This is a genomic window from Streptomyces sp. NPDC002467 (assembly GCF_042889825.1).
GTDB lineage: Bacteria > Actinomycetota > Actinomycetes > Streptomycetales > Streptomycetaceae > Streptomyces.
This window is the reverse complement of the sequence record NZ_JBIARJ010000006.1, coordinates 93,740-120,382: the sequence shown is the minus strand read 5'-3', so window position 1 is coordinate 120,382 and position 26,643 is coordinate 93,740. Positions and strand designations below refer to the sequence as shown.

The window sequence follows — 26,643 nt, the reverse complement described above, 5'->3', positions numbered from 1 at the left end:
GGGCCCCGCCGCCCCGGGCTCCGCCGCCCCGGGCTCCGCCGCACCCGGCCCCGTCGACCCCTCCGCTCGCCCGAGCACCCGCACTCCCGTCTCACGTCCGTCTTCGTCCGCGCACATCATCGCCGTACGCTCGTACGAGGATCGGAGCGCTGCCCGGACCTGCGCAATTCCCGGCGTGACGAGAATCTCCCCGGGCGCGGGCGTCTGGACTGGCCAGCAGCCCGCGTATGGGGCACGATCCCCCATGGCCGCGTACCTACGCTGCCGTAACTTCCGGCCGGGAGCACCTCCCCAGGCAGAAAGCGGGGTTCCGCACCATGGCTGAGCTCGTCTACCCCCCGGTGATCGGCGCCGCGCACACGTTGTTCCGGGCGCTCGACATCCGCATCGACATGAAGGGCACCGAGAACATCCCGCGCAAGGGCGGTGCGGTCCTGGTGTCGAACCACATCGGATACCTCGACTTCATCTTCGCCGGCCTGACCGCGCGGCCGCAGAAGCGGCTCGTGCGCTTCATGGCGAAGGAATCGGTCTTCCGGCACCGGGTGTCGGGCCCGCTGATGCGCGCCATGAAGCACATCCCGGTGGACCGCTCGCAGGGTGAGACCGCCTACCAGCACGCCCTCGAATCGCTGCGCTCCGGCGAGATCATCGGCGTCTTCCCCGAGGCGACGATCTCCGAGTCGTTCACCCTCAAGAGCTTCAAGTCGGGTGCGGCCCGGATGGCGCAGGAGGCCGGGGTCCCGCTGATCCCGGTGGCCCTGTGGGGCACCCAGCGCCTGTGGACCAAGGGGCGTCCGAAGGACCTCAAGCGCAGCCACATCCCGGTGACGATGCGCGTGGGCGAGCCGATCGAGGCGCCCTCCGACCAGTACGCCGGTGCGATCACGCGCAGGCTGCGCGAGCGGGTGCAGGAACTGCTCGAATCGGCGCAGCGCGCCTATCCGGCCAAGCCGAAGGACGCCTCCGACTCCTGGTGGCTCCCGGCGCACCTGGGCGGCACCGCCCCGACGGCCGCCGAGGTCAAGGAGCGCGGCTGACCCGGCCGGCACCGCGCGCGACGGCCCCCTGGACCACCAGCCGGTCCCGGGGGCCGTCGGCGTGCCGTCCGCCCGCCCCGTCAGTTGGGGTTCTCGGCGTGGGTCAGGGTCTCCCAGGCCTCGAAGTGGTTCTCGGTGCCCGCGGGGCGCCGCCCCTCGGTCAGCCTTCGGGTGTTCTCCATGGTGACGCCGAGCCGGGTGTGCAGGGCGTTGTAGCCGACCTCGGTGGCCGGGCCGATGCCCTTGGTCAGGCTCCCGCCGCACAGCCAGGAGGGCACGGGTTCGCCGAGTTCGTACTTGGCGTGGAATCCGAGTGCGTGCCGGAAGCGGTCCTTGAACTGCGGGTAGAGGTCGCGGCCCTGGATCCGTGAGGTCTCGGCGACGTGCATGGCGGCCGCGATGCCCATGCCGGTGTGGCCGAAGTCCCGGCAGGTCTCCTGGGCGAGGCCGTCCACGAAGGTGCTCTGGCCGTGCCAGTAGTCGATCAGCTCGCCACGGGTGTCGATGTTCGAACGCGGCGGGTAGACGGGCTGCGCGCCGTCCGAGGCCAGGTAGAAGTAGGCGGGGACGCGGCCGAGGTAGATGCCCATCGCCTTGTCGTAGCTCGCGCGGTCGTCGAGGTGGACGGAGATGCCGACGGCCGCGTCCATCATGATCAGTTCCCAGTTGCCGTTGCTGTTCGGCCTGCCGCCGATCACCTCGGGCAGGTAGACCTCGCGCAGCATGCCGGCGAAGCGCCCCTGGTTCGGCCAGCCGCCGGTCCAGGTGTGCTTGATGATCTCGGCGGCGCGGGGCCAGGTGGAACCGGCCCAGCCGCTCTGCAGCGGCGCGTTGCTGTTGGTGTGGTCCTTGACGACCGCGGACCAGGCGTCCATCAGCTCGATGGCCTTCCGCGCGTGCGCGGGGTCCTTGGTGATGTACCAGGCGAGTGCGTGCGTGTAGGCCGCGATGGCGTCCTCGCGCTCGTCGGAGCAGCCGATGTCCGGGTTCGAGTACGAGCCGCATTCGACGACCGCGCGCGGCTTGGCGGTGCGGGTCGCAGAGGCGTACTTGCTCGCGAGCATCTGGTCGAACGCCGCTTTCCAGGGCTGCCGACCGGCCTGCACCTGGGTGCGTACGAAGTCCAGCTGGGCGCGACTGTCGAGGACTCCGGGGTGCGCGAACTGCGCGGGTGCGGCACGGACTTCGGGCGCGGCCGGGGCTGCGGGCGCTGTCTGCGCGGGGGTTGCCTGCGTGGGGGCGGGCAGCAGGGTCACGGCCAGGCCGAGGGTCAGGGCGGCGAGTCCCGCGGGGATTCCGAAACGCATGGGGGGCCTTCCGGTGGGAGGGGTTCCGGTGGGCCGAAGATACTCATGCTCATGCCAAGACGACAACGATGTCTGGCAAGAAAGTTTCCTATCAGATGCGCCGGCAACGGCCGGGCTACGGTCAGCCCTCGCGCTTGCGGCGGCGGTGGGCCGCGACCCTCTCGCGGGTGGCGCACGTGGTGGAGCAGTAGCGTCGGGCGCTGCCCGGACCGGTGGCCAGGAAGAACCGCCCGCAGCCCGTGGCGGCGCAGGCCCCCCAGGCGATCCGGCCGTACTCGGTGAGCAGCCCGGCGAGCGCGAGGGCGCCGGAGGCCAGGAACCAGTCGGCCCAGCAGGCCCCCTCGCCCCGGTCCACGTGCAGGTGCCAGGGGTGACCGTCGTGCCGGGTCAGCCGGGGCCGGGTGGCGCACTCCGCGAACAGCGCGTTGAGCGCCTCGGCGGCCCGGTCCTCGTCGGTTTCGGCGAGCACCTCCCCCATCCGCCGTGCCGCGGCCCGCAGTTCCGCCGCTCCCGCCTCGGAGAAGGCCTCCTCGGTGAGGTCGGCCGGGCGTTCCCCATGCCCGGCGAGCAACTCCGCGAGGGCGGCGCGCGGCAGGTCGGGGGTGGCGCGGACCGCCTCGGCGAGGTCGATCAGCCGCCGGGCCGCCGAAAAACCCCCTCCGGAGTCCACCATGCCTGGATCCTTTCCCCGTACACTCGAATGACGTAACGTCTTGTCCAGCTATCACGTTACACAACCCGGGGGGCCGCAATGGGCGGGTTCGGGCGCTACCTGGCGGCGGCACTGGCCGCGCGGTTCGCCAACGAGGGCATGGGCATGGCCGTGGTGCTGCTCGCCCTGGAGCGCACCGGGAGTGCGGCGCACGGCGCGTTCGTCCTGACGGCCTGGCTGGTGCCGAACGTGCTGGCGGCCCCGCTCGCGGGCGCCGCAGCGGCCCGGACCCGCAGGCCACGGTTGTTCCACGTGGGCGCGCTGGCCGGGTTCACGGCAGCCGTGGCGGCGCTGGCCCTGCTGCTGGGCCGGGCCCCGGAGCCGCTGGTGTTCGCGGTGGCGGTGCTGGGCGGGACCTGCGGACCGATGGTGACGGGCGGCATGTCCAGCCTCGTCACCGGGCTGGTCCCGGCGGGGCCCGGGCGGGACCGGGCGTACGGCTGGGACGCCTCGACCTACAACGCGGCGGCGGTCACCGCCCCGGCCGTGGTGAGCCTCGTCGCGGCCACGGTGTCGGCGGGGCCGGCGATGGGGGTCCTGGCGGCGGCCACGGCGCTGGCGGCGGCGCTGGCGGCGACCCTGCCGTACGAGGACCGGGCCGCGGGCGCCGCGCCTCTCGGCCCCTTGGCCGGAGCGGCCGCGGGCCTCGCGGCGCTGTGGCGGGTGCGGGAGCTGCGCGCGGTCACCGCGGCCACGACCGTCGCGTTCGTCGGCATAGGCTCGCTCACCACCACGTCGGTACTGCTGGCCACCGGGCTCGGCAGCCCGGGCGCCGGGGGCGTCCTGATGACGGCCTTCGCGGTGGGCGCGCTGGCGGGCTCGCTCACGCTGGGCCGGATGACGTCGGTGGCGCCCGGCCGGCTGGTGCGCCGGGCGATGGTCGGTACGGGGGTGGCCCTGACTGCGGCGGCGTTCACGCCCTCCGTCGCCGCCACGGCGGCGCTGTTCGCGGTGGCCGGGGTGTGCGACGGGCCGCTGCTCACCGCGACGCTGCGGATCCGCGCGGAGTACGCCCCGGACGGGGTGCGGACGCAGGTGTTCACGCTGGGGGCCGGGCTGAAGATGACGGCCGCGTCGGCCGGGGCGGCCCTCGTGGGGCTCGCGGCCGACGCGCCGGCGGGGCTGCTGCTGACCGGGATCGCCGGACTTCAGTTCGCGGCGGCGCTGGTGCACGTACTGACGGTGGGGCGGGGGCCCGCGCCCACCGGAGCGGTCACAGAGCCGTCGGCAGGTTTCGCCACAACTCCGGCCGGTCGGCGGAGTGCCGGAGCGCCTTGAGGGCGGCCGGGTGCGGGGCCGCGTACAGCTCGGGGTGGTCGATCTCCCCGAGCTCCGGGCGTACGGGGAAGGCCAGCCGCTCGACGTCCAGGCTGAACTGCGCGTCCACGCCGGGCTTGTTCCCCCGCGCGTCGACCCGGGACCAGCTCTCGCGGCCGGGCAGCCGCAGGGCGACCAGCCCATGGATCACGGCGTTCGTACCGTCGTCATCCGCGAGGAGCTGGTAGCAGAGCCCCGCCGGGATGCCCTGGGCGCGCAGCAGGGCGACGAGGGCGTGGGACTTGGCGTAGCAGATGCCGTTGCGCGTGGCGATGACGTCGGAGGCGCGCCAGGAGACCCTCATGTCCCCGGAATCGCCCGAGTGGGGGATGGTGTCGCGGACGAACTCGAAGGCCGCCTTGGCGTATGAGTATGCGTCGCCGGTGGCGAACCAGAGGGCGTCGGCGGTTTCCTGCACCAGCGGGTGCCAGTGGTCGATCGCCTCATCCGACGTCAGATAGGCATGGATATCTGGGTTCTGTTGGATCAGCTGCATGCGCCGGAGCATAGACAGACCCCCGACCGAAGATCAATAGATTTTCGGTCGGGGGTATATCTATGCAGTGTCAGCGACGCCCTGGGTCAGCGGGCCATCTCTTCCTTCAGGGCCTGGAGGAAGGCGTCGACGTCCTCTTCCTGGGTGTCGTAACTGCACATCCAGCGGACGTCGCCGGCGCTCTCGTCCCAGAAGTAGAAGCGGAAACGCTTCTGCAGTCGACGGGACACCTCGTGCGGCAGCCGCGCGAACACCCCGTTCGCCTGCACCGGGTAGAGGATCTCCACGCCGTCGGTCTCGCGGACACCCGCCGCCAGCCGCTGGGCCATGGCGTTGGCGTGCCGGGCGTTGCGCAGCCACAGATCCTTCGCGAGCAGGGCCTCCAGCTGCACCGACACGAACCGCATCTTGGACGCCAGCTGCATCGACATCTTGCGGATGTGCTTCATCTGCCGGACCGCGTCCGGGTTCAGCACCACCACGGCCTCGCCGAACATCATGCCGTTCTTCGTGCCGCCGTACGACAGCACGTCCACGCCCACCGCGTTGGTGAAGGCGCGCATCGGCACGTCGAGCGAGGCCGCGGCGTTGGCTATGCGGGCGCCGTCGAGGTGCACCTTCATGCCCTTGGCGTGCGCGTGCTCGCAGATCGCGCGGATCTCGTCGACGGTGTAGACCGTGCCCAGCTCGGTGTTCTGGGTGATCGACACGACCTGCGGCATGGCACGGTGCTCGTCCTCCCAGCCCCAGGCCTGCCGGTCGATGAGCTCCGGAGTGAGCTTGCCGTCCGGGGTCGGGACGGTGAGCAGCTTGATGCCCGCCATCCGCTCGGGTGCGCCGCCCTCGTCGACGTTGATGTGCGCCGTCTCGGCGCAGATCACGGCGCCCCAGCGGTCCGTCATCGCCTGGAGGGCGGTGACGTTCGCGCCGGTGCCGTTGAAGACCGGGAAGGCTTCCGCGTACGGGCCGAAGTGGCTGCGGAAGATCTTCTGTAGGTGTTCGGTGTACTCGTCGTCGCCGTAGGAGACCTGGTGGCCGCCGTTGGCGAGCGCGACGGCGGCCAGGATCTCCGGGTGCACCCCCGCGTAGTTGTCGCTCGCGAATCCGCGCACCGCGGGGTCGTGGTGGCGGTGGGCGTCGGTCTTTCCCGTATCGGTTCTCACGGTTGCGGAGTGAGCCACAGACGCTGTCCGTTCACATCGATTGCGGACCGCTCCCAGACGCCGGCGATGGCCTCGGCCAGCTCCTTCACGTCGGTGAAGCCCGCGAACTTCGCATTGGGACGCTCGGCGCGCATCGCGTCGTGCACCAGTGCCTTGATCACCAGGATCGCAGCCGCGGCGCCCGGGCCCTCGTCCCCGCCGATCTTGCGGAAGGAGTCGGCCATGGCGAGCGTCCACGCCTCGGCCGCCGCCTTGCCCGCGTTGTAAGCGGCATTGTTGGCGACCGGCTTGTGCGCGCCGGACTGGCTGACCAGGACGAAGCGGCCGCGGTCGCTGCGCAGCAGTCCGTCGTGGAAGGCGAGCGAGGTGTGCTGGACGGTGCGGATGAGGAGCTTCTCCAGGAAGTCCCAGTCCGCGAGGTCGACGTCGGTGAACGTCTTGCTGCCGCGCCAGCCGCCGACGAGGTGGACCAGGCCGTCGATCCGGCCGAACTCCTTCTCGGTCTGCTCGGCCCAGGCCTTGGTGGCGTCCAGGTCGAGCAGGTCCACGGTGTCACCGGTGATGGTGGCGCCACCGTGGGCGTAGCGCGCCGCGTCCACGGCCTCCGCCAGCCGTGCCGGATCGGCGTCGGAGGCGACGACGATCGCTCCCGCCTCGGCGAGGCGGAGCAGGGTGGCGCGGCCGGCGGGCCCGCCGGCCCCGGCCACCGCCACCACCGCTCCGTGCAGCTGTCCGTTGTTGCCGTTCCCGGAGCCGTTCATCTGTGCAGCCTCCTGTGGGCGAGCGCTCACGCGGCGACTCGCTCGGCCTGATCGGCGTTGAGGGCGGTGATGCCCTTGGTGGAGGCGATCGTTCCCTTGAGCTTCTTGGCGAGCGCCTCAAAGAACATGCTCAGGGGAAACTCGTCCGGAAGCACGTCGTCGACCAGCTTGCGCGGCGGCTGCGTCAGGTCGAGGGCGTCGGCGCCCTTGGCCCACTTGGAGCCCGGGTGCGGGGCGAGGTAGGTCGAGACGAGCTCGTACGCCTTGAACCAGTGGACGAGCTTCGGACGGTCGATGCCCGCCCGGTAGAGCTCCTCGATCTCGGCGCACAGCTGGTTGGTGACCTGCGGGGCGCGCATCCAGTCGATCTTCAGCTTGTTGTCCGTCCAGCGCACGACGTCGTGCTTGTGGAGGTACGCGAAGAGCAGCTGGCCGCCGAGACCGTCGTAGTTGCGGTTGCGGTCGCCGGAGACGGGGAAGCGGAACATCCGGTCGAAGAGGACGGCGTACTGCACGTCACGGCCGTGCTCGTTGCCCTCGGACTCCAGCTTCACGGCCTCCTTGAAGGCGGTGAGGTCGCAGCGCAGCTCCTCCAGGCCGTACATCCAGAACGGCTGGCGCTGCTTGATCATGAAGGGGTCGAACGGCAGGTCGCCGTGGCTGTGGGTGCGGTCGTGGACCATGTCCCACAGGACGAAGGCCTTCTCGCAGCGCTCCTGGTCGGTGACCATCGCGGCGATGTCGGCGGGCAGCTCCACACCGAGGATGTCGACGGCGGCCGAGGTGACCTTGCGGAAGCGCGCGGCCTCGCGGTCGCAGAAGATGCCGCCCCACGTGAAGCGCTCGGGGGCCTCGCGCACGGCGATGGTCTCCGGGAAGAGCACGGCGGAGTGGGTGTCGTAGCCCGCGGTGAAGTCCTCGAAGGTGATGCCGAGGAAGAGCGGGTTGTCGTACCGGGTGCGCTCCAGCTCGGAGAGCCACTCGGGCCACACCATCTTCAGCGCGACGGCCTCCAGGTTGCGGTCCGGGTTGCCGTTCTGCGTGTACATGGGGAAGACGACGAGGTGCTGGAGCCCGTCGGCGCGCTCGGCGGCCGGGTGGAAGGCCAGCAGCGAGTCGAGGAAGTCGGGCACCTGGAAGCCGGCCGCGGCCCACTTGCGCAGGTCGGCGACGAGGGCCTCGTGGTACGCCGTGGCGTGCGGCAGCAGCGGGGAGAGCTCCTCGACGGCGCGGATCACGCGGCCGACGGCGGCCTCGGCCGTGTGCTGGGCAGGTGCGCCCTCGGCCTCGAAGTCGATCGACCCGTCCTTGGACTGCCAGGGGCGGATCTCCTCCACGGCGGCCTTGAGCTCGGGCCACGCCGGGTGGTCGACCACCCGCGCCCCGGCGGTTATTGCGGCCCCGCCGATGCCCGGCACAAGAGTTTCCGTCATGTCACTTCCTCCACAGGAGAACCTCACGTCAAGGCAGCGTATGCATATGAGGCTCTCCCGTTCAAGAGGTGAAGCGGGAAATTATCCTGCGTCACCCCCTGCTTCACCGGAAGTCTTCCCGTTCGAAAGGGTGGAACGTATGGCTCCGCCCAACCCGTCCAACGCGGCCCGGGCCACCGGCAGTACGCCCGCCAGTGCCAGGAAGCCGTGGAACAGCCCGGGACGGACATCGAGGACCGATGTGATCCCGGTCTCCTTCAGCCGTCGGTGGTACGCCACGCCCTCGTCCCGCAGCGGATCGCATCCGGCGACGACCACGTGGGCCGGAGGCAGCCCCGCCGGGTCCGCGCGGAGCGGCGAGGCCAGGGGATCGTCCGCGCGGCCGTCCGGCCCGAGGTACTGCGCCCAGAACCAGCGCATGTGGGCGGCGGTCAGGAAGCAGCCCTCGGCGTCCGCCCGGTACGAGGCGCTGTCCTGGGCCGCGTCCAGGGCGGGGTAGACCAGCACCTGGAGCGCGACGGCCGGTCCCCCGCGCTCGCGGGAGAGCAGCAGCGAGGCGGCGGCGAGGTTGCCGCCCGAGCTGTCCCCGGCGACCACCAGGGCCTCAGGGGCGCCCCCGAGCTCGTCGAGGTGGGCGCCGGCCCAGCACAGGGCCGCGTGGACGTCCTCCAGAGCGGCCGGGAAGCGGTGCTCGGGGGCCCGCCGGTAGTCGACGCAGACCACGGCGGCGCCGGCCGCGCGGGAGATGTTGCGGGCCGTGGTGTCGTGGGAGTCGAGGTCGCCGAGCACCCAGCCCCCGCCGTGGCTGAACACCACGGTCGGGCGGGGGCCGGGCCACTGCTCCGGGTCGGGCAGATAGACCCGTACGGGGACCGGCGGGGCCCCGGGCGGGCCCGGGACGCTCCGGTCCTCCACCGCCCCGACCCGGGGCCGCGCGGCGGCCGGGCGCGTCGCGGCGGCGAGGATCCGCCGCGCCTCGTCGGCGTCGGTGACGAGCCCGCCGAGGTCGGGGAAGCCGGCGGCGAGGGCGTCGAGGTAGGGCCGGGCGGCGGGGTCGAGACGAGCGGCGGGGGCGGGCTCGGGCATCACGCGCCCCGGAAGTGCGGGATGACCTTCTCGCCCCACTGGCGCAGGGTCTCCAGGCAGGCCTCCTGCTCGACCGTGCCCATCTGGATCAGGCACATGATCTCGTCGGCCCCCGCCGCCCTGAGCCGCTCCACGTACGCGATGGCGTCGTCGGCGCTCCCGTAGGCGTGGTCCGCGTTGAAGGTGGCCGTGGAGGTGGGCCGCACCGGGATGTCCAGCTCGTGCAGCCGGGCCACCACCTGCTCGGCGGCCTTCCGCATCTCCGCGGCCTCGTCGGCCCCCGCCACCACCGCCTCGTCCGGGATGCCGGCGCCGCCGTACCAGTGGCCGATGGACTGCGCGAAGAACCGCTGGCCCCGGATGCCGATCCGCCGCGCCTCCTCCCGGTCGTCGAGGACGATGGTCGGGCAGAGCACCGAGAAGTGGTCGTTGACGACGGTGGAGACGAACCGGCTGCCGTCCCGCCCGGCGACCGCCGCGTCGTAGACGGCGCGCATCCCCGCGATCGACTCGGGTCCGGCGAAGCCCATCACCAGGGCCCCGATCCCCAGCTCGGCGGCCTGCGCGAGGGTCTCGCCCCGGCTGCACGCGAGGAAGAGCGGCGGGTGCGGCGTCTGCTTCGGCCTCGGCAGGATCGGGTGCGGGTCGATGTCGATCAGCTCGCCGTGGTACTCCAGCTCCTCCTCCTGCCAGGCCTTGCCGATGATCCGCAGGGCCTCCTCGACCTCCGCCGTGGTCCGCTCCCGGTCCACCCCGCACAGCGAGGTCTCCTGTTCGGTGCCCCCGCGCCCGGCCCCGAGGTCGAGCCGCCCGCCCGAGAGGAGGTCGAGCATGGCGGCCCGCTCGGCGACCCGCGCCGGATGGTTGAAGTTGAAGGGCATGCACACGACGCCGTGCCCGATGCGTATGGTGTTCGTCCTGGCCGCGACCCAGGTCAGGAATATCTCGGGGGCACTCATGTGTGCGTACCACTTGAGCGAGTGGTGCTCCACGGCCCAGATCCGGTCGAAGCCCATGCGCTCGGCGAGCACGGCCTGCTCGACGCAGTCGTGGATGACCTGGTGCTCCCGCTCCACCGTCGGGTCCGCAAGCTGAGCCTCGAAGATGACGGAGAATTTCACTGTGCCTCCAGGGTTGCGTCCGGTGCCTGGCCTCACTTCAATTCGGAATATGACTAGTAGTCAGGAGCCGAAGAAGCAAGAGCTGCCACCGACCGCGTGGGCCATGCTCGGCCTCCTCTCCTTCCCGGGGGAGCGGACCGGTTACGAGCTGAAGAAGTGGGCGGACTCCTCCCTGCGCTTCTTCTACTGGTCGCCCGCGATCAGCCAGATCTACGCGGAACTGCGCCGCCTGGAGGAGCTGGGGTACGCGTCCTCCGCGCGCTCGGGTCCCGAGGAGGCACGTGCCAAGCGGCGTTACGCCATCACCGACACGGGCCGCGAGGCGCTCGCTGGCTGGGCCGCCGACACCGCCGAGGCCGGCCCGCCGGTGCTCAAGCACGGGCTGCTCCTGCGGATCTGGCTCGGTCACCTCGCCGAACCGGAGCGGCTGCGCGCGATGGTCGCCGAGCACATCGAGCGCACCCGGGGCGAACTGGCCTCCGTGCGCGAGGCCATGGAGCACGCGGCCGACGTACCGGAATGGGCGTTCCCCGCCCTCGCGCTGCGCTGGAGCGAGCGTCAGCACCTCGCGGAACTGGAGTTGGCGCAGGCCCTGCTCACCGACCTGGAGGAGCTCGACGCGGCCGCTCCGGCTGCCGGTCCGACTGCCGGTCCGGCCGGTCGTCAAGCCGATGGGGACGCGCCCACGCCCGGGTGACGCGATCACGCCGCCGGCGGCCGCGAAGGACCGCACGACCCGTGCGGGAAGCGGCCGGAGCGCCCCGTTCAGGGCCTTGCACGGGCGGTCCCTTCGCACGGCGGGCGCACTAGCATGCGTCCTCACCGCGCGGGGCCGGTCGGGACACCGCGACCGCGCGCGGAGCCGCCGTCGACGGAAGCGAGAGAACCTTGACTTTCCTCACCATCGGTCACCGCGGGGTCATGGGTGTCGAACCGGAGAACACCCTGCGGTCCTACCTGCGAGCGGAACGTTCGGGCATGGACGTCATCGCCCTCGACCTGCGCCTGAGCAAGGACGGCGCCCTCGTCGCCCTGCACGACCCCGAGGTGGACCGGACCACCGACGGTTCGGGGGCCGTCGCCAACCTGACCCTGGCCGAACTGCGCGGGCTCGACGCCGGGCAGGGCGAGCGCGTGCCGGTCTTCGACGAGGTCCTGGACACGGTCCGGGCCCCGCTCCAGGCGTCCGTACGGGACCACGGGACCGTCGGGGCGCTCGCGGAGCTGCTGCTGCGCCGCGATCTGACCTCGCGGGTGGACGTGGCCTCCCCCGATGCGACGGTGCTCGCCGAAGCGGCCCGGCTGGCGCCGGGTGTGCGGACCACCCTGCTGGCGCCCTCCCCCGCCGACGACGTCGTCGCCCGGGCGCTCGGCGCCGGCGCCTCGACGGTCTCGCTGGACGTCCGTCTCCTCAGCCTGGAGACCGTCGAGGCGGCGCACGCGGCGGGTCTGCGCGTGGTCGGCGGGCGGGTCGACACCCTGGACCTGCTGCGGCTCGCCAGGGCCCTGGGGCTGGACGGCGCGGTCACCGGCTACCCGGAGATCCGCAGCACGGGCCGCTTCACCGCCTGACGGGTGTCCTGACGGCCGTGGTGACGATGCGTCCTACAGCGCCTTGACCAGCAGCTCGAAGGCCAGGTCGTCGCGGAGCGGGATGCCGAAGCGCTCGTCGCCGTAGGGGAAGGGGCTCAGTTCGCCGGTGCGCCGGTAGCCGCGGCGCACGTAGTAGGCGATGAGCTCCTCCCGTACGTGCACCACCGTCATCCGCATCTCGCCGACGCCCCAGGTCTCGCGGACCCGGCGTTCGGCCTCGGCCAGGATCTCCTTGCCGAGGCCGCCGCCCTGGAGGCCGGGGCGGACCGCGAACATGCCGAAGTAGGCGTGGTCTCCGCGGTGTTCGAGGTGGCAGCAGGCCACCAGCTCGTCCGCGCGCTCGACGACGAGCAGGGTGGCGTCGGGAGCGTCGACGATCCGGCGGACCCCTTCCTCGTCGGTGCGCCGGCCCTCCAGGTAGTCCGCCTCGGTGGTCCAGCCGCCACGGCTGGCCTCACCGCGGTACGCCGACTCGACCAGCGCGACCAGCTCGGTCACGTCCCCCTCCCCTGCGTCACGGAAACTGAGGGGGGCGGGCTGGGCGGTCGACATCTGGCGCTCCGTTCTGTGCTGCGTTCCGTGCTGCGTTCCGTGCGATGGCATATGACATGCCGGTCAACGCACCGAGAGCCTAACCCGGGACCGCGTGAGGACGCCGTGAGGCGGGAATCCCTTCCCCTGACCGTCTCTTCGGTGGTACCGGAGAGCGCCGACGAACCGGGGGTTGTGCCGTGCACGGTTCCGCCATGTCCCTCCCCGCCTCCGTCTCCGCGTGGCTGCTGGTGCTGCTGTGCGCGGTGAGCGGCGCGTACTGCCTGGGACGGGTGCGGAGAGCGGGCGGCGCGGCGGCCGGGGAGGCCTTGATGGGCTTCGGAATGGCGCTGATGGCGGTTCCGCTCCGGCAGCACGGCGACGGGTGGCAGACCACGGCCCTGGGGCTGGTGTTCTGCGCCGCGGCCCTGCACGCCCTGTGGCTGCTGCGCCGGGGGGCGCACCACGTGCACCACTTGGTGGGTTCGCTGACGATGGTCTACATGGCGGTGGCGGCGGGGTACGGATCCGGGCACGGCGGCGGACTTCCTGCGCTGACCGGCGTGCTGCTCCTCTACTACGCGGGCTACGTGGTGCTCGGCGGGGCCCGCCTGATCACGACGGGTGCCACGACGGGCCCCGCGCTCCGGCACGCGTCCGGTGCCTGGTCGGGGTCCGCCGAGTTGACCCGGGCCTGCCGACTGGCCATGGGGATGGGGATGTTGGCCATGTTGCTCGCCATGTGAGGGTGGCGGACCACGTGTCCTGCGTCACCAATGCCCCGAGGCCATACCCGCAGGTAGCCATCGCTCATAGGGTGAAGACCATGATGGTCCCCGCCGCACTGCTGCTGCTCGGCGCCCTGACCGCGGTGCTCGCTCCCCGCCTGCTGGCCCGGGCCCGATGGCCCGAACGAGAACCGGTCGTCGCCCTGTGGGTATGGCAGTGCGTGGTCGGCGCGGTGCTCCTGTGCTTCGGGCTGTCGATGCTGCTGAGCGCGGCGGCGGCCTGGCAGGCGGTCCGCGGTTGGCTCTTCGCCTCCGCCCCGCACGGGGTGGTCGACGCCTACGCCCTCGGCTCCTCGGGCGGTCCCTGGGCCGCCGGTACGGCGCTCGCGCTGGCGGGTGGCGCTCTGTGGACGGGGGCGATGCTGACGCGGGAGGTGCTGCGGGCGCGGGCCCGGCGGCGCGCGCAGGGCAGCGAACTGCTGGTGCGGGCCCCGCTGCTTCCCGGCGAGGACCCGGTGGGCGCCCGGCTCGTCGTACTGGAGGGACCTCGGCCGGACGCGTGGTGGCTGCCGGGGACGGCGCCCCGCCTCGTGGTGACCACGGCGGCACTCGGCCGACTGAAGGGGAGCCAGCTGGACGCCGTGCTGGCGCACGAGCAGAGCCACACGGCGGCCCGGCACGATTGGCTGCTGCACTGCTCGCGGGCGCTGTCCGGGGGTTTCCCGCAGGTGCCGGTCTTCGCGGCGTTCGAGGCCGAGATGCACCTCCTCGTGGAGCTGGCCGCCGACGACGCGGCCTCGCGGCGGTACGGGCGGCTCACCGTGGCGCTGGCGCTGGTCGGACTCAACGAGGACCGAGGGGCGTTCGGGCCCGGAGCCACGCCCGATGCACACGTCCCGCAGCGGGTGCGGCGGCTGTTGACGGCCGAACCCCGCCTGCCGGCGAGCCGCAGGCTCCGGCTGACGGCACTGGCGACCCTGCTCCCGGCGGTACCACTGCTCGTCGCCTTCGTACCGGGGCTGAGCGCGCTGGCCTGAGGCGGTGAGCACCTCGGGCACGCACGGGTGCGAGGATCACCCGCATGCGGAACGATCACTTGCGGTGGGTGGGCATCGGCTGCGCATTGCTCGCGGCCGTACTGACGGCACTGGTGGTGCTGGAGTGGCCACCGCTCCTGGCCCTCGACGTGCAGGTCGCCAGCGATCTGCACGCCCATGCCGTCACCCATCCAGGTGTCACCCGGCTGATGGTGGTGTTGACCGACTGGGTGTGGGACCCCTGGACCATGCGCGCGCTGGCCGCCGTCGCGTGCGTGTGGCTGTGGCAGCGCGGCGACCGGGAGCGCGCCTGGCGGGTGGGTCTGGCGACGCTGGCGGCCGGGGTGGTGAACCAGGGGCTGAAGGCGCTCGTGGGCCGGGAGCGTCCGGTGTGGCCGGACCCGGTGCACACGTCGAACTACGCCTCCTACCCGTCCGGCCACGCCATGACGGCCGCGGTGGTGTGCGGACTGCTGCTGTGGCTGCTGCCCCGCAAGGCGGATCGGGCGGGGTCGGCGACCGCATGGGTGGCGGCGGCCTGGGTGGCGGCCGTGATCTCGGTGGCCGGGGTCGGATTCACCCGGCTCTACCTCGGGGTGCACTGGCTGTCGGACGTGGTCGGCGGCTGGTTGCTGGGCGTGGTCCTGGTGGCCCTCGCGGTGTGCCTGCCGGCCCGTCGGCCCCGGTTCGGTGCCGCCCGGCGGTGAGTGTGAAGGTGTGCCTGCCCTGGGCGATCCCCCGTGTCACCCAGAGCAGGCCGACCCGTGCGCTGAGTATATTGGCTCCGAGCCAGTCAACGCAGGAGTAAGCATGTCCCCGCGTAGCCCATCGGTCAATGAAGAATTGCGCAGACGTTCCCGGGAGCGACTGCTGCAGGCGACGGTCGAGCTCGTGTCCGAACGCGGGTACGAGGCGACGACGCTCGGCGACATCGCCGACCGGGCCGGAGCGGCGCGCGGCCTGGTGTCGTACTACTTCCCGGGCAAGCGGCAACTGCTGCAGTCCGCCGTGCACCGGCTGATGCACCTCACCCTGCACGCGGCGCTGGAGCGGGAGCCGCGCTGCGACGACGGGAGGGAGCGGCTCGCGCGCGCGATCGACGCGATCCTCGGCCTGGCCCGGGACCAGCCGCTGCTGATGCGCACCCACATGGCGGGCATCCTCACGGCCGAGGGCTTCGTGCAGTGCCCGGAGCAGCAGAGACTGGCGGAGCTGCTCCGGGACACGGTCGTGCGGTACGGCTCGGACGACGCGGACGCGGACTATCCGCTGCTGCGCGCACTGCTCATGGGCGCGGTGGTGGCGGTGCTGCTGCCGGGGGCACCCATGCCGCCGGCGAGGCTGCGGGCGGAGCTGTTCCAGCGGTACGGACTGGACTGGGAGCTGGGTGTTCCGCCGGACGGCGGGCCGCCCGGCGGAACGTCGCGCTGGATCGTGCCGGTCAGTGGTAGTCGGGCTGGCTCTGGACGTTGAGCCGGTCCAGCCAGACCCACTTGGCGCTCTCGGTGCGCCAGTCGTCGAGCCGCAGCACGTCCAGGCCCTTGGCCATGTCGTTCGAGTAGATGTGCCCGTTGTAGTAGTACGCCGACCAGGAGCCGCCGACGGCGATCTTGTCCGTCGTCAGGGGACCGCGCTCGAAGTACGCGATCTCCTTGGGCTGTGCGGAGTCGGTGAAGTCCCATACCGAGACGCCGCCCTGGTACCAGGCCTGCACCATGAGGTCGCGGCCGCCGCCGACCGGGACCAGCGAGCCGTTGTGGGCCACGCAGTTCTCGGTGTCGGCCTGGTGGCGCGGGATCTTGTAGTAGCCGCGGAAGACGAGTTTGCGCTGGTCGCCCGTGCCGGTGATGTCGTAGATGCCGTCGGCGCCCCGGTTGGGGCCGGTGGCCTCGTTGCAGGTTGCGGCGCCACCACCGCCGAGCTCGTCGGTGAACACCACCTTGTTCGCCCGCTCGTTGAAGGTCGCCGAGTGCCAGAACGCGAAGTTGACGTTGTCCTGCACCCGGTCGACGACCCGCGGCTGTTCGGGCTTGCTGATGTCGAAGAGGATGCCGTCGCCCATGCAGGCTCCGGCGGCCAGGTTCTTCGAGGGCAGCACGGTGATGTCGTGGCAGCCGGTGGTCTTGGAGACGCCCGGGTTGGTGGGCGCGCCCGGGTTGCCGCCGTCCGGGAAGAGGACCGGGAAGGCGACGACCGCGGCCTGCGTCGGCGCCTTCTTCGGGACCTTCACCACCGAGATGCCGTCGTGCGGCGGCTTGCAGTCGGGGAAGGCCTCGTTCGGGGAGTACGAGGCGACGTAGAGGTAGATGTCGCGGCCGCCCGGCACCAGGGTGTGGGTGTGGGAACCGCAGGCCGTCTCCACGGACTTGATGTACTTGGGGTTCTTCTTGTCCTTGATGTCGAAGATCTTGATGCCCTCCCACGAGGACTTCTCCGTGGCGGGCTGCGAGACGCTGTTGCAGGAGTCGTCGCTGCGGGAGGAGTCGGTGGAGAGGAAGAGCAGGTCGCCGCTGACGGAGATGTCGTTCTGACCGCCGGGGCAGAGGACCGTGGTCACGGTCTTGGGCGCCTTCGGGTTTGCGATGTCGTAGATCGTGAAACCGTTGTAGTTGCCCGCGTAGGCGTACCTGCCCTGGAAGGCGATGTCCGAATTGATGACGGTGGGGTCGACCGAGGGGATGTTGGCCAGGGGCTTGATGTTCGCGCTGTGGACGATCTCGTCCTGCCCGGGGATCTCGCCCGGGGCGAGCTCCCGTCCGGCCGCGAGGCCCGCGCCGCTCTGACCGGTGCCGACGCCTGGCGATAAGTCACCCGGGTCGGGGGTGGCCGCCGCCGGTCCGGCGGCGAGGAGTGCGGTGAACAGCCCGGCCGCCGCGACGACCGCTCCCATCCTCCCTTTTCGCACTCTCCTGTGGTGTAGCGAGGTCACTGTGCCCTCCCTTGGGAGTCCGGTCGATTCCGTTCGGGGTGGGAACGGAACCAGGACCCCGGCAGTATGGTCCTTTGCATGGACATGGCAAAAGCCCCCCGTGGCCTCATGGCCTTATTGGTACGGCCCCGCCGTTTCACCGGCGCGGCCGCGATCGCCGGAATCCTGCTCGCCCTGACCGGCTGCGACTCCGGTGGCGGGACGGACGGCGCCCGGGACGGACGACCCGTGGTGATCGCACCCGGCAGACCGGGCGAGGCGGCCCGCACACTCACTCCCGAGCAGGCCGCCAAGGAGAAGCCCGACGACAGTCCGAACGCCGCCGACCACACCTACGTGCAGAACATGATCGAGCACCACCGGCAGGCCCTGACCATGAGCGCCCTGGCCCCACAGCGGGCCTCGGCGGACGGTGTCAGGCGGCTGGCGGAGCGGATCACGGCCTCGCAGCAGCCCGAGATCGGGGCGATGGAGAAGTGGCGGGCCCTCCACCCGGCGCCGCCGGCACCCTCCGGCGGGCACGCCCACGACCACTCCACGATGCCCGGCATGGCGACGGAGCAGCAGCTGACGGAGCTGACGGCGGCCACGGGCGCCGATTTCGACCGGCTCTTCCTGAAGCTGATGACCACCCACCACGAGGGCGCTCTGAAGATGGCGGGCGAGGCGCTGGCCGACGGCAACAACGTGGCCGTCGAGGAGATGGCCACCGAGCTGGTGGCCGTGCAGACGGCCGAGATCAACCGGATGCGCTCGATGGGCTGACGGCCGGGGAGGCCGGTGTCATGCTGGGACCACCTGCGGGAGGAGCTCCGCCGTGCTTCGTGTCGCCGTCGTCGGATCGGGCCCCAGTGGGGTCTACGCGGCCCAGACGCTGGTCCAGCAGCGCGAGGTGCCCGGGGTACTCGTCGATGTCCTCGACCGGCTGCCCGCGCCGTACGGCCTTGTGCGGTACGGGGTGGCGCCCGACCACGAGAAGATCAAGTCCCTCCAGGGCAGCCTGCGCACCGTGCTGGAGGACGAGCGGATCCGCTTCCTCGGCAATGTCGAGGTGGGCGGGCCCGCACTGCCCACCGGGCGACTGCTTGAGCTGTACCACGCGGTGGTCTATTGCGTGGGCGCCGCCCGGGACCGGCTGCTCGGGATCCCCGGCGAGGAACTGGCCGGCGTGCACTCCGCGACCTCGTTCGTGTCCTGGTACAGCGGGCACCCGGACGCGGTCGACGAGAGCTTCGACCTGCCGGGGGTGGACTCGGCGGTGGTGGTCGGCGCGGGCAACGTCGCGGTGGACGTGACCCGGATCCTGGCCCGCGGCCCCGCGGAACTGGAGCCGACGGACATGCCCCAGCCGGCGCTGGGCGCGCTCGCGCTCAGCGGGGTGCGCCGGGTGGCGATGGTGGCCCGACGGGGTCCTTCGCAGGGGAAGTTCACCACCAAGGAACTACGGGAGCTGGGCACGCTGCCGGGTGTGGACGCGGTGGTCGACCCGGCCGAACTGGCCATCGACCCGGTGTACGAGGACCCGGCCGCGGCCGCCGCCCTGCCCGCGGTCGCGCGGCGGAACCTGGAGGCGCTCCGCGGGTGGGCCGAGGCCGGCCCCGGCGGGTCGGGGCGCCGGATCGCGCTGCGGTTCTACCTGCGCCCGGCGGAGATCCTGGGCGGGCCCGACGGCCGGGTCACGGGGATGCGCTTCGAACGGACCGCCCCGGACGGGCGGGGCGGGGTGACCGGGACGGGCGTCTTCGAGGACATCGAGGCGCAGCTGGTGCTGCGCTCCGTGGGCTACAAGGGCGTTCCGCTCGCCGGCCTGCCCTTCGATCCGGCGAAGGGCACGGTCCCGCACGCGGCGGGCCGGGTGCTGCGCGCGGGCCGGGCCTCGGTCGGCGAGTACGTGGCGGGCTGGATCAAGCGCGGCCCGACGGGTGTGATCGGCACCAACCGGCCCTGCGCGAAGGAGACAGCGTCCTCCCTGCTCCAGGACGCGGGCGTGCTGGCCCGGCGGGAGCTGTCCGGGGACCCCCTGGACGCCCTGCGCGCGGCCGGCCTGCGCCCGGTGGAATGGCCGGGCTGGCTGGCCATCGAGGCGGCCGAGACGGACCTGGGCCGCTCCTTCGGCCGGGGCTCGGTGAAGATCCCGGACTGGGCGGGCCTGTTGGGGGCGGCGGGCCTGGCATAGCGTGATCCGGACGGCGCGCCGGATCAAGGGAGTTGTGCGGGTGGGACGCGGGATCGCTCTGACACTGACGGTGGTGGCCTGCGCCGCCGCGCTGACGGCGTGCACGGACGAGCCGTCGCCGACCGGATTCCCGCCCGGCCCGACGGCGACGAGCACGGCGGCCCCGCCGGAGGCCGCGACGCTGGCCGACCGCTATCACGAGGCCGGCGGGGACGCCGACGTGTACGGCATCGAGCCGAACTTCAAGCGGGAGGGCTACCCCCCGCACATCGTCGTCCGCACCCGCGACGCGGACTCGGGCCACGCCCTCTTCAAGGAGCAGGCGGCCTCGATCACCTCGTTCCTGACCCGCGAGGAGGGCCTCTCCCTCGACGGCGGCTACACGATGGACGTGTACGGTCCCGACGGCCGCCTGCTCCACCGCTGGGACGCGACCATCTAGACGACCTGGCCGAGCCGCCCCGCCTCGGCCTGCGCCGCCGTCAGGACGGCGTCGAGCAGGCCGGGGAAGAGGGCCTCCAGCTCGTCGCGGCGCAGCGTGTTGAGCTTCGTGGTGCCGCGGTAGGTCTGGCGTACGACACCGCTCTCGCGCAGCACGCGGAAGTGGTGCGTGGTCGTCGACTTGGTGACCGGCAGATCGAAGTACGAACACGCCAGCTCCGCCGCCGAGGCGTCGAGGTCGCGGACGATGGACAGGCGGACCGGGTCGGAGAGCGCGTGCAGCACGCCCTCCAGGCGGATCTCCGCCGCCTCGGGGTGGTCGAGGGTGCGGGCCGCGTCCCGTTCCGTCATGTCATTGGCTCCGCTCACTCGGTTCGCTCCGGCCTCCATCGTACGAGAACCATCGTACGACCGGTGTTCACCAGGAGCGGTGGTACTGGTTCGGGGTGCGCGGCTCCCCGCCCAGTTCGGCGGCCGCGCGGCGGGCCCAGTAGGGGTCGCGGAGCAGTTCCCGGCCCAGCAGGATCGCGTCGGCCTCGCCGTTGGCGAGGATCTTCTCCGCCTGCTCCGGTTCGGTGATCAGGCCGACGGCCGCCACCGGCAGGGAGGTCTCCGCCTTGACGCGGGCCGCGAAGGGCACCTGGTAGCCCGGTCCGACCGGGATCGTCACCCCGGGGGCGAGGCCGCCGGTGGAGACGTCGAGGAGGTCGACCCCGTGCTCCTGGAGCAGGGCGGCCAGCCGGACCGTCTCGTCGGCCGTCCAGCCGCTCTCCTCCAGCCAGTCGGTGGCGGAGATCCGGAAGAACAGCGGGAGTTCCTCGGGCCACACCGCCCGCACCGCGTCCACGACTTCGAGGGCGAGGCGGGTGCGGTTCTCGAAGGAGCCGCCGTAGGCGTCGGTGCGCCTGTTGCTGTGCGGGGAGAGGAACTCGCCGATGAGGTAGCCGTGTGCGCCGTGGATCTCCAGGACCTCGTAGCCCGCGTCCAGCGCGCGCCCGGCGGCGGCCGCGAACCGGCCGGTGATCTCGGCGATCTCGTCGGGCGTCAGCTCGTGCGGCACCGGGTGGCCTTCGGCGAACGGCACGGCGCTCGGGGCGACCGGCTGCCAGCCGTGCGCCTCCGGACCCACCGGGCCGCCGCCCTTCCAGGTCTGGTCCGTGGACGCCTTGCGGCCGGCGTGCGCGATCTGGATGCCCGGGACGGCGCCCTGGGCCTTGACGAAGGCGGTGATCCGGCGCAGCGCCCCGACCTGGGTGTCGTTCCAGATGCCGAGGTCGTAGGGGCTGATCCGGCCTTCCGGGGAGACCGCGGTGGCCTCCTGGATGATCAGGCCGGTGCCGCCGACGGCGCGGGCCGCGTAGTGGGCGAAGTGCCAGTCGTTGGCCACGCCCGCGTTCGGGCCGAAGGCCTCGGCGCTGTACTGGCACATCGGCGCCATCCACACGCGGTTGGGGATGGTGACCGAGCGGAGCGTGTGCGGTGCGAACAGGGCGGCGAAAGCGGCAGGGGCGGCGGATGCAGCACTCATCAGGGATCTCCAGATGTCACCGGGCGCGCCGGGGATCGGCGGCTAAGTACGAGAGACACCGTACTACGAAATCTCTCGTACTACGAGACCTGTCGTACAAGCTCGTCCAGTTCCGCGCGCAGCGCCCTCGCCAGGGCCTCCAGGTCCGGGACGGCGGCCGCGTCGCCGACCAGGCCGTAGTGGACCGTGCCCTGGTAGGTGGAGACCGCGACGGCGAGGGACTGGCCGTGGGCCAGCGGGGCGAGCGGGTAGACCTCGCGGACCCGGCTCCCGCCGAGGGCGAAGGTGAGCCCGGGCAGCGGGACGCTGGTGACCAGGATGTCGAAGAGCAGCCGGGCGGCCTGGGCGACGAGCGGGCCCCCGAGCCGGTGGCCCAGCGGGTGGACGTGGTCGGCGAGCAGGGCGACGGCTCCGGCGCCGCGCGCGGGACCGGCGTCCTTGTTGCGGTCCATGCCGACGCGTACCGAGTACAGCCGGCGCAGCGGGTCGGCCTCGGCGAGCGGGAGCCGCAGGAGGTAGCCGGAGAGCCGGTTCCCGCCGCCGGTCCCGGGCCGGCCCCGCCGCGACACGGGGATCAGGGCGCGCGGGCCCGGCCCGTGCGGCAAGGGCTCGCCCCGCTCCGCCAGCCAGCGCCGGAGCGCTCCGGCGACCAGGGCGATCAGCACGTCGTTGACGGTGCCGCCGGCGCCCTTGCGGACCAGGTTGACCTCGTCCAGGTCCAGCGCGAGGGCGGCGACGGTACGGGTGCCCACGCTCCCGGGGCCCGCGACGAGGGCCGCGGGAACCCCGAGCGGCAGACCGGACCGGGCCACCGCGGCGCCGATCTCCAGGGCCTGGCCGACGTCCTGGACCCGGGCCGCCAGGGCGCCGGGGAGCCGGCGCAGGGCGGAGCCGGCCCGCTGCTCGGGCACCGGACGCGCGGAGGTCCGTACGGCGGGCTCCTGGTCGAACCCGTCGAAGAGGGAGGCCGCGAGGGCGAGGGCGCCCATGCCGTCGGCGAGGGCGTGGTGGAACTTGAAGAGCACCGCGAAGCGCTCCGGGTCGGGGCCGGCCAGTACGTGCGCCTCCCAGGGCGGCAGCTCCCGGTCCAGCGGGCGCGCCATGAGCGGACCGGCGGCGGCGTGCGGGTCCGCGGTGTCCGTCCGTACGAGGAACACGTGGCGCGCCGGGTCGAAACCGGGGTCCGGCGACCAGGCGGCCGCGCCGACCGGCAGCAGCACGTCACGGATCCGGCGACGCAGGCCCGGCACGGCGGCGCACCGGGCGGCGAGCAGCTCCGCGGCCCGCTCGGCGGCCGGTCCCCCGGCGGACCCGTCGCGGGACGCCTCGAACACGGCCAGGGCGCCGAGGTGCATGGGATGGGCGGCGGATTCGATCCGCCAGAAGGCGAGGTCGAGCGGGGAAAGGTGCTCGGTGGCCACGTAGGTCCTCTCGCGTGTGGCGGTGATGGCCTGAAGTCAACCCATTCCAAACAGCTACATGCAAGCGGCAATGATTTCCTGTCGGTAAACGATCAGTATCGATCAGCTAATCCGGACCCCGGTTCGCCCCCGGGTAGCTGTCAGTGGGCGGGTGCAGACTGGCCGGAAAGAACCGGTGCGAGCCGGGAAGAAGAGGTCCGAGTCCGGAGGTGCCGGCCATGGCCGAGGTACTGCTGCTCGTGGGAACCCGCAAGGGACTGTTCATCGGCCGTCGGCGGGGTGACGGCCCGTGGGAGTTCGACGGACCCCATTTCAACGCCGAGGCCGTCTACGCCGTGGCGGTCGACCGGCGGGGCCCGGCGCCCAGGCTGCTCGTCGGCGCGGACAGCTCCCACTGGGGGCCGTCCGTCTTCACCTCCGACGACCTCGGCGCGACCTGGCGGGAACCGGCTTCGCCCGCCGTGAAGTTCCCCAAGGACACGGGTGCCTCGTTGGAACGGGTCTGGCAACTCCAGCCGGCCGGCCCGGAGGCCCCGGACGTGGTGTACGCGGGGACGGAGCCCGCGGCCCTGTTCCGCTCCACCGACCGGGGCGAATCCTTCGAGCTGGTCCGCCCCCTGTGGGAACACCCGAGCCGCGGGAAATGGGTGCCGGGCGGAGGCGGCGAGGGTCTGCACACGGTGATCACCGACCCGCGCGACGCGGACGCGGTGACCGTGGCCGTGTCCACCGCCGGGGTGTTCCGCACCGCGGACGGCGGGGCCAGCTGGTCCCCGTCCAACGAGGGCGTCTCGGCTGTCTTCCTGCCGGATCAGCACCCCGAGTTCGGCCAGTGCGTGCACAAGATCGCCCGGGACGCCGGGGACGGGGACCGCCTGTACCTGCAGAACCACTGGGGGGTCTACCGCAGCGACGACGCGGGCGCCCGGTGGACGGACATCGGCGGCGGGTTGCCCTCGGACTTCGGCTTCGCGGTGGCCGCCCACCCGCACCGGGCGGACACCGCGTACGTCTTCCCGCTCAACGCCGACTCCGACCGCGTCCCCGCCGAGCACCGCTGCCGGGTCTTCCGGACCCGGGACGCGGGCGCCACCTGGGAGCCGCTCTCCAAGGGGCTGCCGCCCGGCGACCACTACGGCACGGTGCTGCGCGACGCCCTGTGCACGGACGACGCGGACCCGGCGGGGGTCTACTTCGGCAACCGCAACGGCGAGCTGTACGCCAGCCATGACGACGGCGAGAGCTGGCAGTTGCTGACCGAGCACCTGCCTGACGTCCTGTGCGTACGGGCGGCCGTGGTGGACGGGTAGGCCCGCCGGGGACCGTTCGGACCGCCCGTCAGCCGGTCAGCCGACCCGCCTGTCGTACGGCCAGCGAGAGCTCCCGTACGGCGGGGTCCTCGGTGCGGACGGCCAGCCGGTCCGCGTGCTCCGCGAGGCCGGCCAGCGATACGGCGCCCGGCACCCGCTCCCAGCCGCCGCCCCGTTCGCGCAGCGCCGAGGCGAAGTACGCGGCCACCGCGCTGATCTGGAGGCGCGGGGGCGCCTCGGTCCACAGGTCACCGGCCAGCGCGGCCGCTTCCACCCGGCCCGATTCCTCGTGCGGAGCCCGTGTGTTCGGGTCCAGCCAGCGCACCGTCGCCGTCGCCACGTGCCCGCCGGCGCCGGGGCGCAGCCGTACCGCGTACAGCGCGGTCACGGTGTGGCCGGAGCCGACCTCTCCCCCGTCCACGGTGTCGTCGCGGAACGCGTCGTCGGCGACCCGTCGGTTCTCGTAGCCGATCAGCCGGAACCGCTCGACGGTCGCCGGGTCGAAGGAGACCTGGGCCTTGGCGTCGCGGGCCCGCAGCTGCACCTGCGCCGGCAGGTCCTCGCAGAACACCTTGCGGGCGCCCTCGGTGTCGGAGACGTAGGTGGTGTGGCCGTCTCCCTTGTCGGCGAGCGTTTCCATGAAGGCGTCGTTGTACTCGCTGCCCACTCCCACCCCGAAGAGGGTGATCCCGTGCTCCGTCCGCGCCGAGGCGACCCGCTTCAGGATGGTGTCGGCGGAGGTGGAGCCGGTGTTGGCGAGGGCGTCGGAGAGCAGGACGACCCGGTTGGTGGCGCCGGGCCGCAGCCCCTTCACGGCCTCGTCGTACCCGCGCGTGACCCCCGCCTCCACATTGGTGGAATCGGCGGTGCGCAGTCCGTCGACCACCTGGTGGATCCGGCCGCGTTGTCCTTCGACGCGGGTCATGGACAGCAGGGTCCGGGCGGTGCCGCTGAAGGTGACGACGGCGACCGAGTCGTCCTCGCGCAGCTGGTCGGTCATCAGGTTCATGGAGGCGCGGACGAGGTCGAGGCGTCCGGGTTCGGCCATCGACCCGGAGACGTCCACGACGAAGGTGAGGGCGGCGGGCGGTCGCCGTTCCGCGTCCGTGCCGCCTCCCGCGGCCCGGGTGGCGAGGCCCACGCGGACCAGGGACCAGCTCGGGTCGGTGGTCCGGGCTCCGTCGACGGTGACCGTGAAGCCGTCGCCGCCGGGCTGCCGGTAGTCCTGGCGGAAGCTGTTGACGAACTCCTCCGGTCGTACGCTCGCCGCGTCGGGCAGTCGGCCTTCGGCGAGGGTGCGGCGGGCGTAGCCGTAGCTGGCGGTGTCCACGTCGAGCGCGAAGGTCGAGAGGTAGTCCGCGGGCGGCTTCGTGGCGTCGCGCCCGTCGCTCTCGCCCTCCGGGGCGGCTCCGCCGGGGAAGGAGGCGGCGGGCCTCGGCCGGGAGTCGGCACCGTTCGCGGCCCGGTCGGTGGTCCGGTTCCCGTTCCCGCCGCCGTACGCGCACCCGGCCAGCAGGACGCCTCCGGCCGCGACCGCGGCGATCAGCCGGCCGCGGGGTCTCCTGCGGGCCGTGCGGGGTGTTCGGGACGTGCGGTCATCCTGATGGGGTGTCATGCCGTCTCCCTCGGAGCGTCGTCGGTGTTGAATCTGACGCGCGCGAAGGGGCGTTGGAGCAATCGGAGGGATTGCGAACCGGTATCGAAGCGACAACGGCATGCGGAACGTCAAGGTCGGATGTCGATTCCGGCGACATCCCGCATCGGCCGTGGCCTCGGGGACCCGGGTTCCGCTAGGGGAGCCGCCAGTCGACCGGCTGGGCCCCCTGGCGGGCCAGGAGGTCGTTGGTCCGGCTGAACGGCCGCGAGCCGAAGAAGCCGCGGTCCGCGGACATCGGCGACGGATGGGCGGACTCGATCGCCGGGAACTCCTGGAGGAACGGCCGCAGGTTGCGGGCGTCGCGTCCCCACAGCACGGACACCAGCGGCTTGCCGCGGGCGGCGAGCGCGCGGATGGCCTGCTCGGTCACTTCCTCCCAGCCCTTGCCCCGGTGGGCGCCGGGGTTGCGGGGCGCGGTGGTGAGTGCCCTGTTGAGCAGCAGCACGCCCTGGCGGGTCCACGGCGTCAGGTCGCCGTTGGAGGGCCGGGGCAGTCCGAGGTCCGTGTTCAGCTCCCGGAAGATGTTCTCCAGGCTCCCCGGCAGCCGCTGCACGTCGGGCGCGACGGCGAAGCTGTGGCCGATGGCCATCCCCGGGGTCGGGTACGGGTCCTGCCCCACGATCAGGACGCGCACCTCGTCGAAGGGCTGCTGGAAGGCGCGCAGGACGTTCGCCCCGGCCGGAAGGTACGTGCGACCTGCGGCGATCTCGGCGCGCAGGAAGTCGCCCATGGCCGCGATGCGACCGGCCACGGGGCTCAGGGCCTCGGCCCAGCCGGGCTCGACGAGTTGGTTCAACGGAAGAGCTGCCACAAAGGATCACTCTACTGGCGCAAGCGCCACCTCTCCGCACCCGGT

The 26,643-nt window shown here is 72.5% G+C and carries 27 protein-coding genes; 12 read left to right on the top strand and 15 right to left on the bottom strand.

Annotated features, from left to right (window positions below; genetic code table 11):
* The first annotated feature begins 317 nt into the window (after nt 1–317).
* On the top strand, nt 318–1,040 hold the full coding sequence (locus ACFYYJ_RS14910) for a lysophospholipid acyltransferase family protein (RefSeq protein ID WP_385127898.1): 723 nt from the start codon (nt 318–320) through the stop codon (nt 1,038–1,040).
* 80 nt (nt 1,041–1,120) lie between these two features.
* On the opposite strand, the gene ACFYYJ_RS14905 is transcribed toward ACFYYJ_RS14910, so the two are convergent.
* Together ACFYYJ_RS14905 and ACFYYJ_RS14900 are read right to left on the bottom strand one after the other, a co-directional pair.
* Entirely contained in the window at nt 1,121–2,347 is a 1,227-nt protein-coding gene (locus ACFYYJ_RS14905; RefSeq protein WP_389132302.1) for an alginate lyase family protein, read from the bottom strand.
* A 121-nt stretch (nt 2,348–2,468) separates the two neighbouring features.
* Nucleotides 2,469–3,020 carry a CGNR zinc finger domain-containing protein gene (locus ACFYYJ_RS14900; protein WP_389132299.1) on the bottom strand — a complete coding sequence of 184 codons (552 nt, stop codon included), beginning with the start codon at nt 3,018–3,020 and terminating at the stop codon, nt 2,469–2,471.
* 78 nt (nt 3,021–3,098) lie between these two features.
* Here ACFYYJ_RS14900 and ACFYYJ_RS14895 point away from each other — a divergent pair, with 78 nt between their 5' ends.
* Nucleotides 3,099–4,337 carry an MFS transporter gene (locus ACFYYJ_RS14895; protein ID WP_389132295.1) on the top strand — a complete coding sequence of 413 codons (1,239 nt, stop codon included), beginning with the start codon at nt 3,099–3,101 and terminating at the stop codon, nt 4,335–4,337.
* Here ACFYYJ_RS14895 and ACFYYJ_RS14890 read toward each other — a convergent pair.
* The 6 genes from ACFYYJ_RS14890 to ACFYYJ_RS14865 form a co-directional block, all read right to left on the bottom strand.
* On the bottom strand, nt 4,273–4,872 hold the full coding sequence (locus ACFYYJ_RS14890) for a transglutaminase family protein (RefSeq protein ID WP_389132293.1): 600 nt from the start codon (nt 4,870–4,872) through the stop codon (nt 4,273–4,275). The two genes, ACFYYJ_RS14895 and ACFYYJ_RS14890, sit on opposite strands and share 65 nt — an antisense overlap.
* 86 nt (nt 4,873–4,958) lie before the next feature.
* A complete protein-coding gene (locus tag ACFYYJ_RS14885; RefSeq protein ID WP_385127889.1) occupies nt 4,959–6,053 on the bottom strand; it encodes a threonine aldolase family protein in 1,095 nt (364 codons plus the stop codon).
* Nucleotides 6,032–6,796, bottom strand: coding sequence for an SDR family NAD(P)-dependent oxidoreductase (locus ACFYYJ_RS14880; protein ID WP_385127888.1), 765 nt, complete (start codon nt 6,794–6,796; stop codon nt 6,032–6,034). The genes ACFYYJ_RS14885 and ACFYYJ_RS14880 overlap by 22 nt, the downstream gene beginning before the upstream one ends.
* Nucleotides 6,797–6,822: 26 nt before the next feature.
* Nucleotides 6,823–8,229 (bottom strand): DUF6421 family protein, encoded by a 1,407-nt coding sequence (locus ACFYYJ_RS14875; protein WP_385362156.1) that lies wholly within the window; start codon nt 8,227–8,229, stop codon nt 6,823–6,825.
* A gap of 81 nt (nt 8,230–8,310) precedes the next feature.
* Entirely contained in the window at nt 8,311–9,315 is a 1,005-nt protein-coding gene (locus ACFYYJ_RS14870) for an alpha/beta hydrolase (protein ID WP_385127886.1), read from the bottom strand.
* Nucleotides 9,315–10,436 (bottom strand): LLM class flavin-dependent oxidoreductase, encoded by a 1,122-nt coding sequence (locus tag ACFYYJ_RS14865; protein WP_389132286.1) that lies wholly within the window; start codon nt 10,434–10,436, stop codon nt 9,315–9,317. Before ACFYYJ_RS14865 ends, ACFYYJ_RS14870 begins: the two co-directional genes overlap by 1 nt.
* A gap of 49 nt (nt 10,437–10,485) precedes the next feature.
* On the opposite strand from ACFYYJ_RS14865, the gene ACFYYJ_RS14860 reads away from it, so the two are divergent.
* A complete protein-coding gene (locus ACFYYJ_RS14860; protein WP_389132284.1) occupies nt 10,486–11,133 on the top strand; it encodes a PadR family transcriptional regulator in 648 nt (215 codons plus the stop codon).
* Between the two features lie 191 nt (nt 11,134–11,324).
* Complete coding sequence (locus ACFYYJ_RS14855) at nt 11,325–12,008, top strand: glycerophosphodiester phosphodiesterase (RefSeq protein ID WP_389132281.1); 684 nt, start codon at nt 11,325–11,327, stop codon at nt 12,006–12,008.
* Nucleotides 12,009–12,041: 33 nt separating this feature from the next.
* Here the strand turns inward: ACFYYJ_RS14855 and ACFYYJ_RS14850 are convergent, their stop codons facing one another.
* A complete protein-coding gene (locus tag ACFYYJ_RS14850; protein WP_385127878.1) occupies nt 12,042–12,581 on the bottom strand; it encodes a GNAT family N-acetyltransferase in 540 nt (179 codons plus the stop codon).
* A gap of 194 nt (nt 12,582–12,775) precedes the next feature.
* Between ACFYYJ_RS14850 and ACFYYJ_RS14845 the strand changes: the two genes are divergently transcribed.
* The 4 genes from ACFYYJ_RS14845 (at nt 12,776) to ACFYYJ_RS14830 (ending at nt 15,798) form a co-directional block, all read left to right on the top strand.
* On the top strand, nt 12,776–13,306 hold the full coding sequence (locus tag ACFYYJ_RS14845) for a DUF5134 domain-containing protein (protein ID WP_385127876.1): 531 nt from the start codon (nt 12,776–12,778) through the stop codon (nt 13,304–13,306).
* 80 nt (nt 13,307–13,386) lie between these two features.
* Nucleotides 13,387–14,325: a M56 family metallopeptidase gene (locus ACFYYJ_RS14840; RefSeq protein WP_385127874.1), complete on the top strand. Its 939-nt coding sequence runs from the start codon at nt 13,387–13,389 to the stop codon at nt 14,323–14,325.
* Between the two features lie 44 nt (nt 14,326–14,369).
* Nucleotides 14,370–15,032 carry a phosphatase PAP2 family protein gene (locus ACFYYJ_RS14835; protein WP_389132277.1) on the top strand — a complete coding sequence of 221 codons (663 nt, stop codon included), beginning with the start codon at nt 14,370–14,372 and terminating at the stop codon, nt 15,030–15,032.
* Between the two features lie 103 nt (nt 15,033–15,135).
* Nucleotides 15,136–15,798, top strand: a complete 663-nt coding sequence (locus ACFYYJ_RS14830; protein ID WP_385362146.1) for a TetR/AcrR family transcriptional regulator — start codon at nt 15,136–15,138, stop codon at nt 15,796–15,798.
* Here the strand turns inward: ACFYYJ_RS14830 and ACFYYJ_RS14825 are convergent.
* Nucleotides 15,767–17,215 (bottom strand): LVIVD repeat-containing protein, encoded by a 1,449-nt coding sequence (locus ACFYYJ_RS14825; RefSeq protein WP_389132272.1) that lies wholly within the window; start codon nt 17,213–17,215, stop codon nt 15,767–15,769. The genes ACFYYJ_RS14830 and ACFYYJ_RS14825 overlap by 32 nt on opposite strands.
* A 147-nt stretch (nt 17,216–17,362) precedes the next feature.
* Between ACFYYJ_RS14825 and ACFYYJ_RS14820 the strand changes: the two genes are divergently transcribed.
* From ACFYYJ_RS14820 to ACFYYJ_RS14810, 3 genes are read left to right on the top strand one after another with little or no spacing between them, the layout of a single operon-like run.
* Nucleotides 17,363–18,019, top strand: coding sequence for a DUF305 domain-containing protein (locus tag ACFYYJ_RS14820; RefSeq protein WP_385127867.1), 657 nt, complete (start codon nt 17,363–17,365; stop codon nt 18,017–18,019).
* Nucleotides 18,020–18,071: 52 nt separating this feature from the next.
* Nucleotides 18,072–19,430, top strand: a complete 1,359-nt coding sequence (locus ACFYYJ_RS14815) for an FAD-dependent oxidoreductase (RefSeq protein WP_385127866.1) — start codon at nt 18,072–18,074, stop codon at nt 19,428–19,430.
* A gap of 40 nt (nt 19,431–19,470) precedes the next feature.
* Nucleotides 19,471–19,872 (top strand): hypothetical protein, encoded by a 402-nt coding sequence (locus tag ACFYYJ_RS14810; protein WP_385362140.1) that lies wholly within the window; start codon nt 19,471–19,473, stop codon nt 19,870–19,872.
* On the opposite strand, the gene ACFYYJ_RS14805 is transcribed toward ACFYYJ_RS14810, so the two are convergent.
* From ACFYYJ_RS14805 to ACFYYJ_RS14795, 3 genes are all read right to left on the bottom strand, one after another.
* Nucleotides 19,869–20,222, bottom strand: a complete 354-nt coding sequence (locus ACFYYJ_RS14805) for an ArsR/SmtB family transcription factor (protein WP_385127863.1) — start codon at nt 20,220–20,222, stop codon at nt 19,869–19,871. The two genes, ACFYYJ_RS14810 and ACFYYJ_RS14805, sit on opposite strands and share 4 nt — an antisense overlap.
* A 67-nt stretch (nt 20,223–20,289) precedes the next feature.
* Nucleotides 20,290–21,399 (bottom strand): NADH:flavin oxidoreductase/NADH oxidase, encoded by a 1,110-nt coding sequence (locus tag ACFYYJ_RS14800; protein WP_389132267.1) that lies wholly within the window; start codon nt 21,397–21,399, stop codon nt 20,290–20,292.
* An 80-nt stretch (nt 21,400–21,479) separates the two neighbouring features.
* Nucleotides 21,480–22,820, bottom strand: a complete 1,341-nt coding sequence (locus ACFYYJ_RS14795; RefSeq protein ID WP_385362134.1) for a wax ester/triacylglycerol synthase family O-acyltransferase — start codon at nt 22,818–22,820, stop codon at nt 21,480–21,482.
* A gap of 218 nt (nt 22,821–23,038) precedes the next feature.
* Here ACFYYJ_RS14795 and ACFYYJ_RS14790 point away from each other — a divergent pair, with 218 nt between their 5' ends.
* Nucleotides 23,039–24,130 (top strand): WD40/YVTN/BNR-like repeat-containing protein, encoded by a 1,092-nt coding sequence (locus ACFYYJ_RS14790; RefSeq protein WP_385362132.1) that lies wholly within the window; start codon nt 23,039–23,041, stop codon nt 24,128–24,130.
* A 28-nt stretch (nt 24,131–24,158) separates the two neighbouring features.
* Here ACFYYJ_RS14790 and ACFYYJ_RS14785 read toward each other — a convergent pair whose 3' ends face one another.
* Both ACFYYJ_RS14785 and ACFYYJ_RS14780 read right to left on the bottom strand, forming a co-directional pair.
* Entirely contained in the window at nt 24,159–25,745 is a 1,587-nt protein-coding gene (locus ACFYYJ_RS14785) for a von Willebrand factor type A domain-containing protein (protein WP_385362130.1), read from the bottom strand.
* 175 nt (nt 25,746–25,920) lie between these two features.
* Nucleotides 25,921–26,598 carry a uracil-DNA glycosylase gene (locus tag ACFYYJ_RS14780; protein ID WP_385127854.1) on the bottom strand — a complete coding sequence of 226 codons (678 nt, stop codon included), beginning with the start codon at nt 26,596–26,598 and terminating at the stop codon, nt 25,921–25,923.
* Between the last annotated feature and the right edge of the window lie 45 nt (nt 26,599–26,643).

Bases quoted from the DNA above. Each gene is read 5' to 3' on its own strand.
- ACFYYJ_RS14880 (WP_385127888.1), bottom strand. From the start codon at position 6,796: ATGAACGGCTCCGGGAACGGCAACAACGGACAGCTGCACGGAGCGGTG.
- ACFYYJ_RS14835 (WP_389132277.1), top strand. From the start codon at position 14,370: ATGCGGAACGATCACTTGCGGTGGGTGGGCATCGGCTGCGCATTGCTC.
- ACFYYJ_RS14910 (WP_385127898.1), top strand. From the start codon at position 318: ATGGCTGAGCTCGTCTACCCCCCGGTGATCGGCGCCGCGCACACGTTG.
- ACFYYJ_RS14820 (WP_385127867.1), top strand. From the start codon at position 17,363: ATGGCCTTATTGGTACGGCCCCGCCGTTTCACCGGCGCGGCCGCGATC.
- ACFYYJ_RS14800 (WP_389132267.1), bottom strand. From the start codon at position 21,399: ATGAGTGCTGCATCCGCCGCCCCTGCCGCTTTCGCCGCCCTGTTCGCA.
- ACFYYJ_RS14860 (WP_389132284.1), top strand. From the start codon at position 10,486: ATGACTAGTAGTCAGGAGCCGAAGAAGCAAGAGCTGCCACCGACCGCG.
- ACFYYJ_RS14890 (WP_389132293.1), bottom strand. From the start codon at position 4,872: ATGCAGCTGATCCAACAGAACCCAGATATCCATGCCTATCTGACGTCG.
- ACFYYJ_RS14825 (WP_389132272.1), bottom strand. From the start codon at position 17,215: ATGGGAGCGGTCGTCGCGGCGGCCGGGCTGTTCACCGCACTCCTCGCC.
- ACFYYJ_RS14840 (WP_385127874.1), top strand. From the start codon at position 13,387: ATGATGGTCCCCGCCGCACTGCTGCTGCTCGGCGCCCTGACCGCGGTG.
- ACFYYJ_RS14830 (WP_385362146.1), top strand. From the start codon at position 15,136: ATGTCCCCGCGTAGCCCATCGGTCAATGAAGAATTGCGCAGACGTTCC.
- ACFYYJ_RS14905 (WP_389132302.1), bottom strand. From the start codon at position 2,347: ATGCGTTTCGGAATCCCCGCGGGACTCGCCGCCCTGACCCTCGGCCTG.
- ACFYYJ_RS14785 (WP_385362130.1), bottom strand. From the start codon at position 25,745: ATGACACCCCATCAGGATGACCGCACGTCCCGAACACCCCGCACGGCC.
- ACFYYJ_RS14900 (WP_389132299.1), bottom strand. From the start codon at position 3,020: ATGGTGGACTCCGGAGGGGGTTTTTCGGCGGCCCGGCGGCTGATCGAC.
- ACFYYJ_RS14845 (WP_385127876.1), top strand. From the start codon at position 12,776: ATGTCCCTCCCCGCCTCCGTCTCCGCGTGGCTGCTGGTGCTGCTGTGC.
- ACFYYJ_RS14875 (WP_385362156.1), bottom strand. From the start codon at position 8,229: ATGACGGAAACTCTTGTGCCGGGCATCGGCGGGGCCGCAATAACCGCC.
- ACFYYJ_RS14870 (WP_385127886.1), bottom strand. From the start codon at position 9,315: ATGCCCGAGCCCGCCCCCGCCGCTCGTCTCGACCCCGCCGCCCGGCCC.
- ACFYYJ_RS14805 (WP_385127863.1), bottom strand. From the start codon at position 20,222: ATGACGGAACGGGACGCGGCCCGCACCCTCGACCACCCCGAGGCGGCG.
- ACFYYJ_RS14790 (WP_385362132.1), top strand. From the start codon at position 23,039: ATGGCCGAGGTACTGCTGCTCGTGGGAACCCGCAAGGGACTGTTCATC.
- ACFYYJ_RS14895 (WP_389132295.1), top strand. From the start codon at position 3,099: ATGGGCGGGTTCGGGCGCTACCTGGCGGCGGCACTGGCCGCGCGGTTC.
- ACFYYJ_RS14850 (WP_385127878.1), bottom strand. From the start codon at position 12,581: ATGTCGACCGCCCAGCCCGCCCCCCTCAGTTTCCGTGACGCAGGGGAG.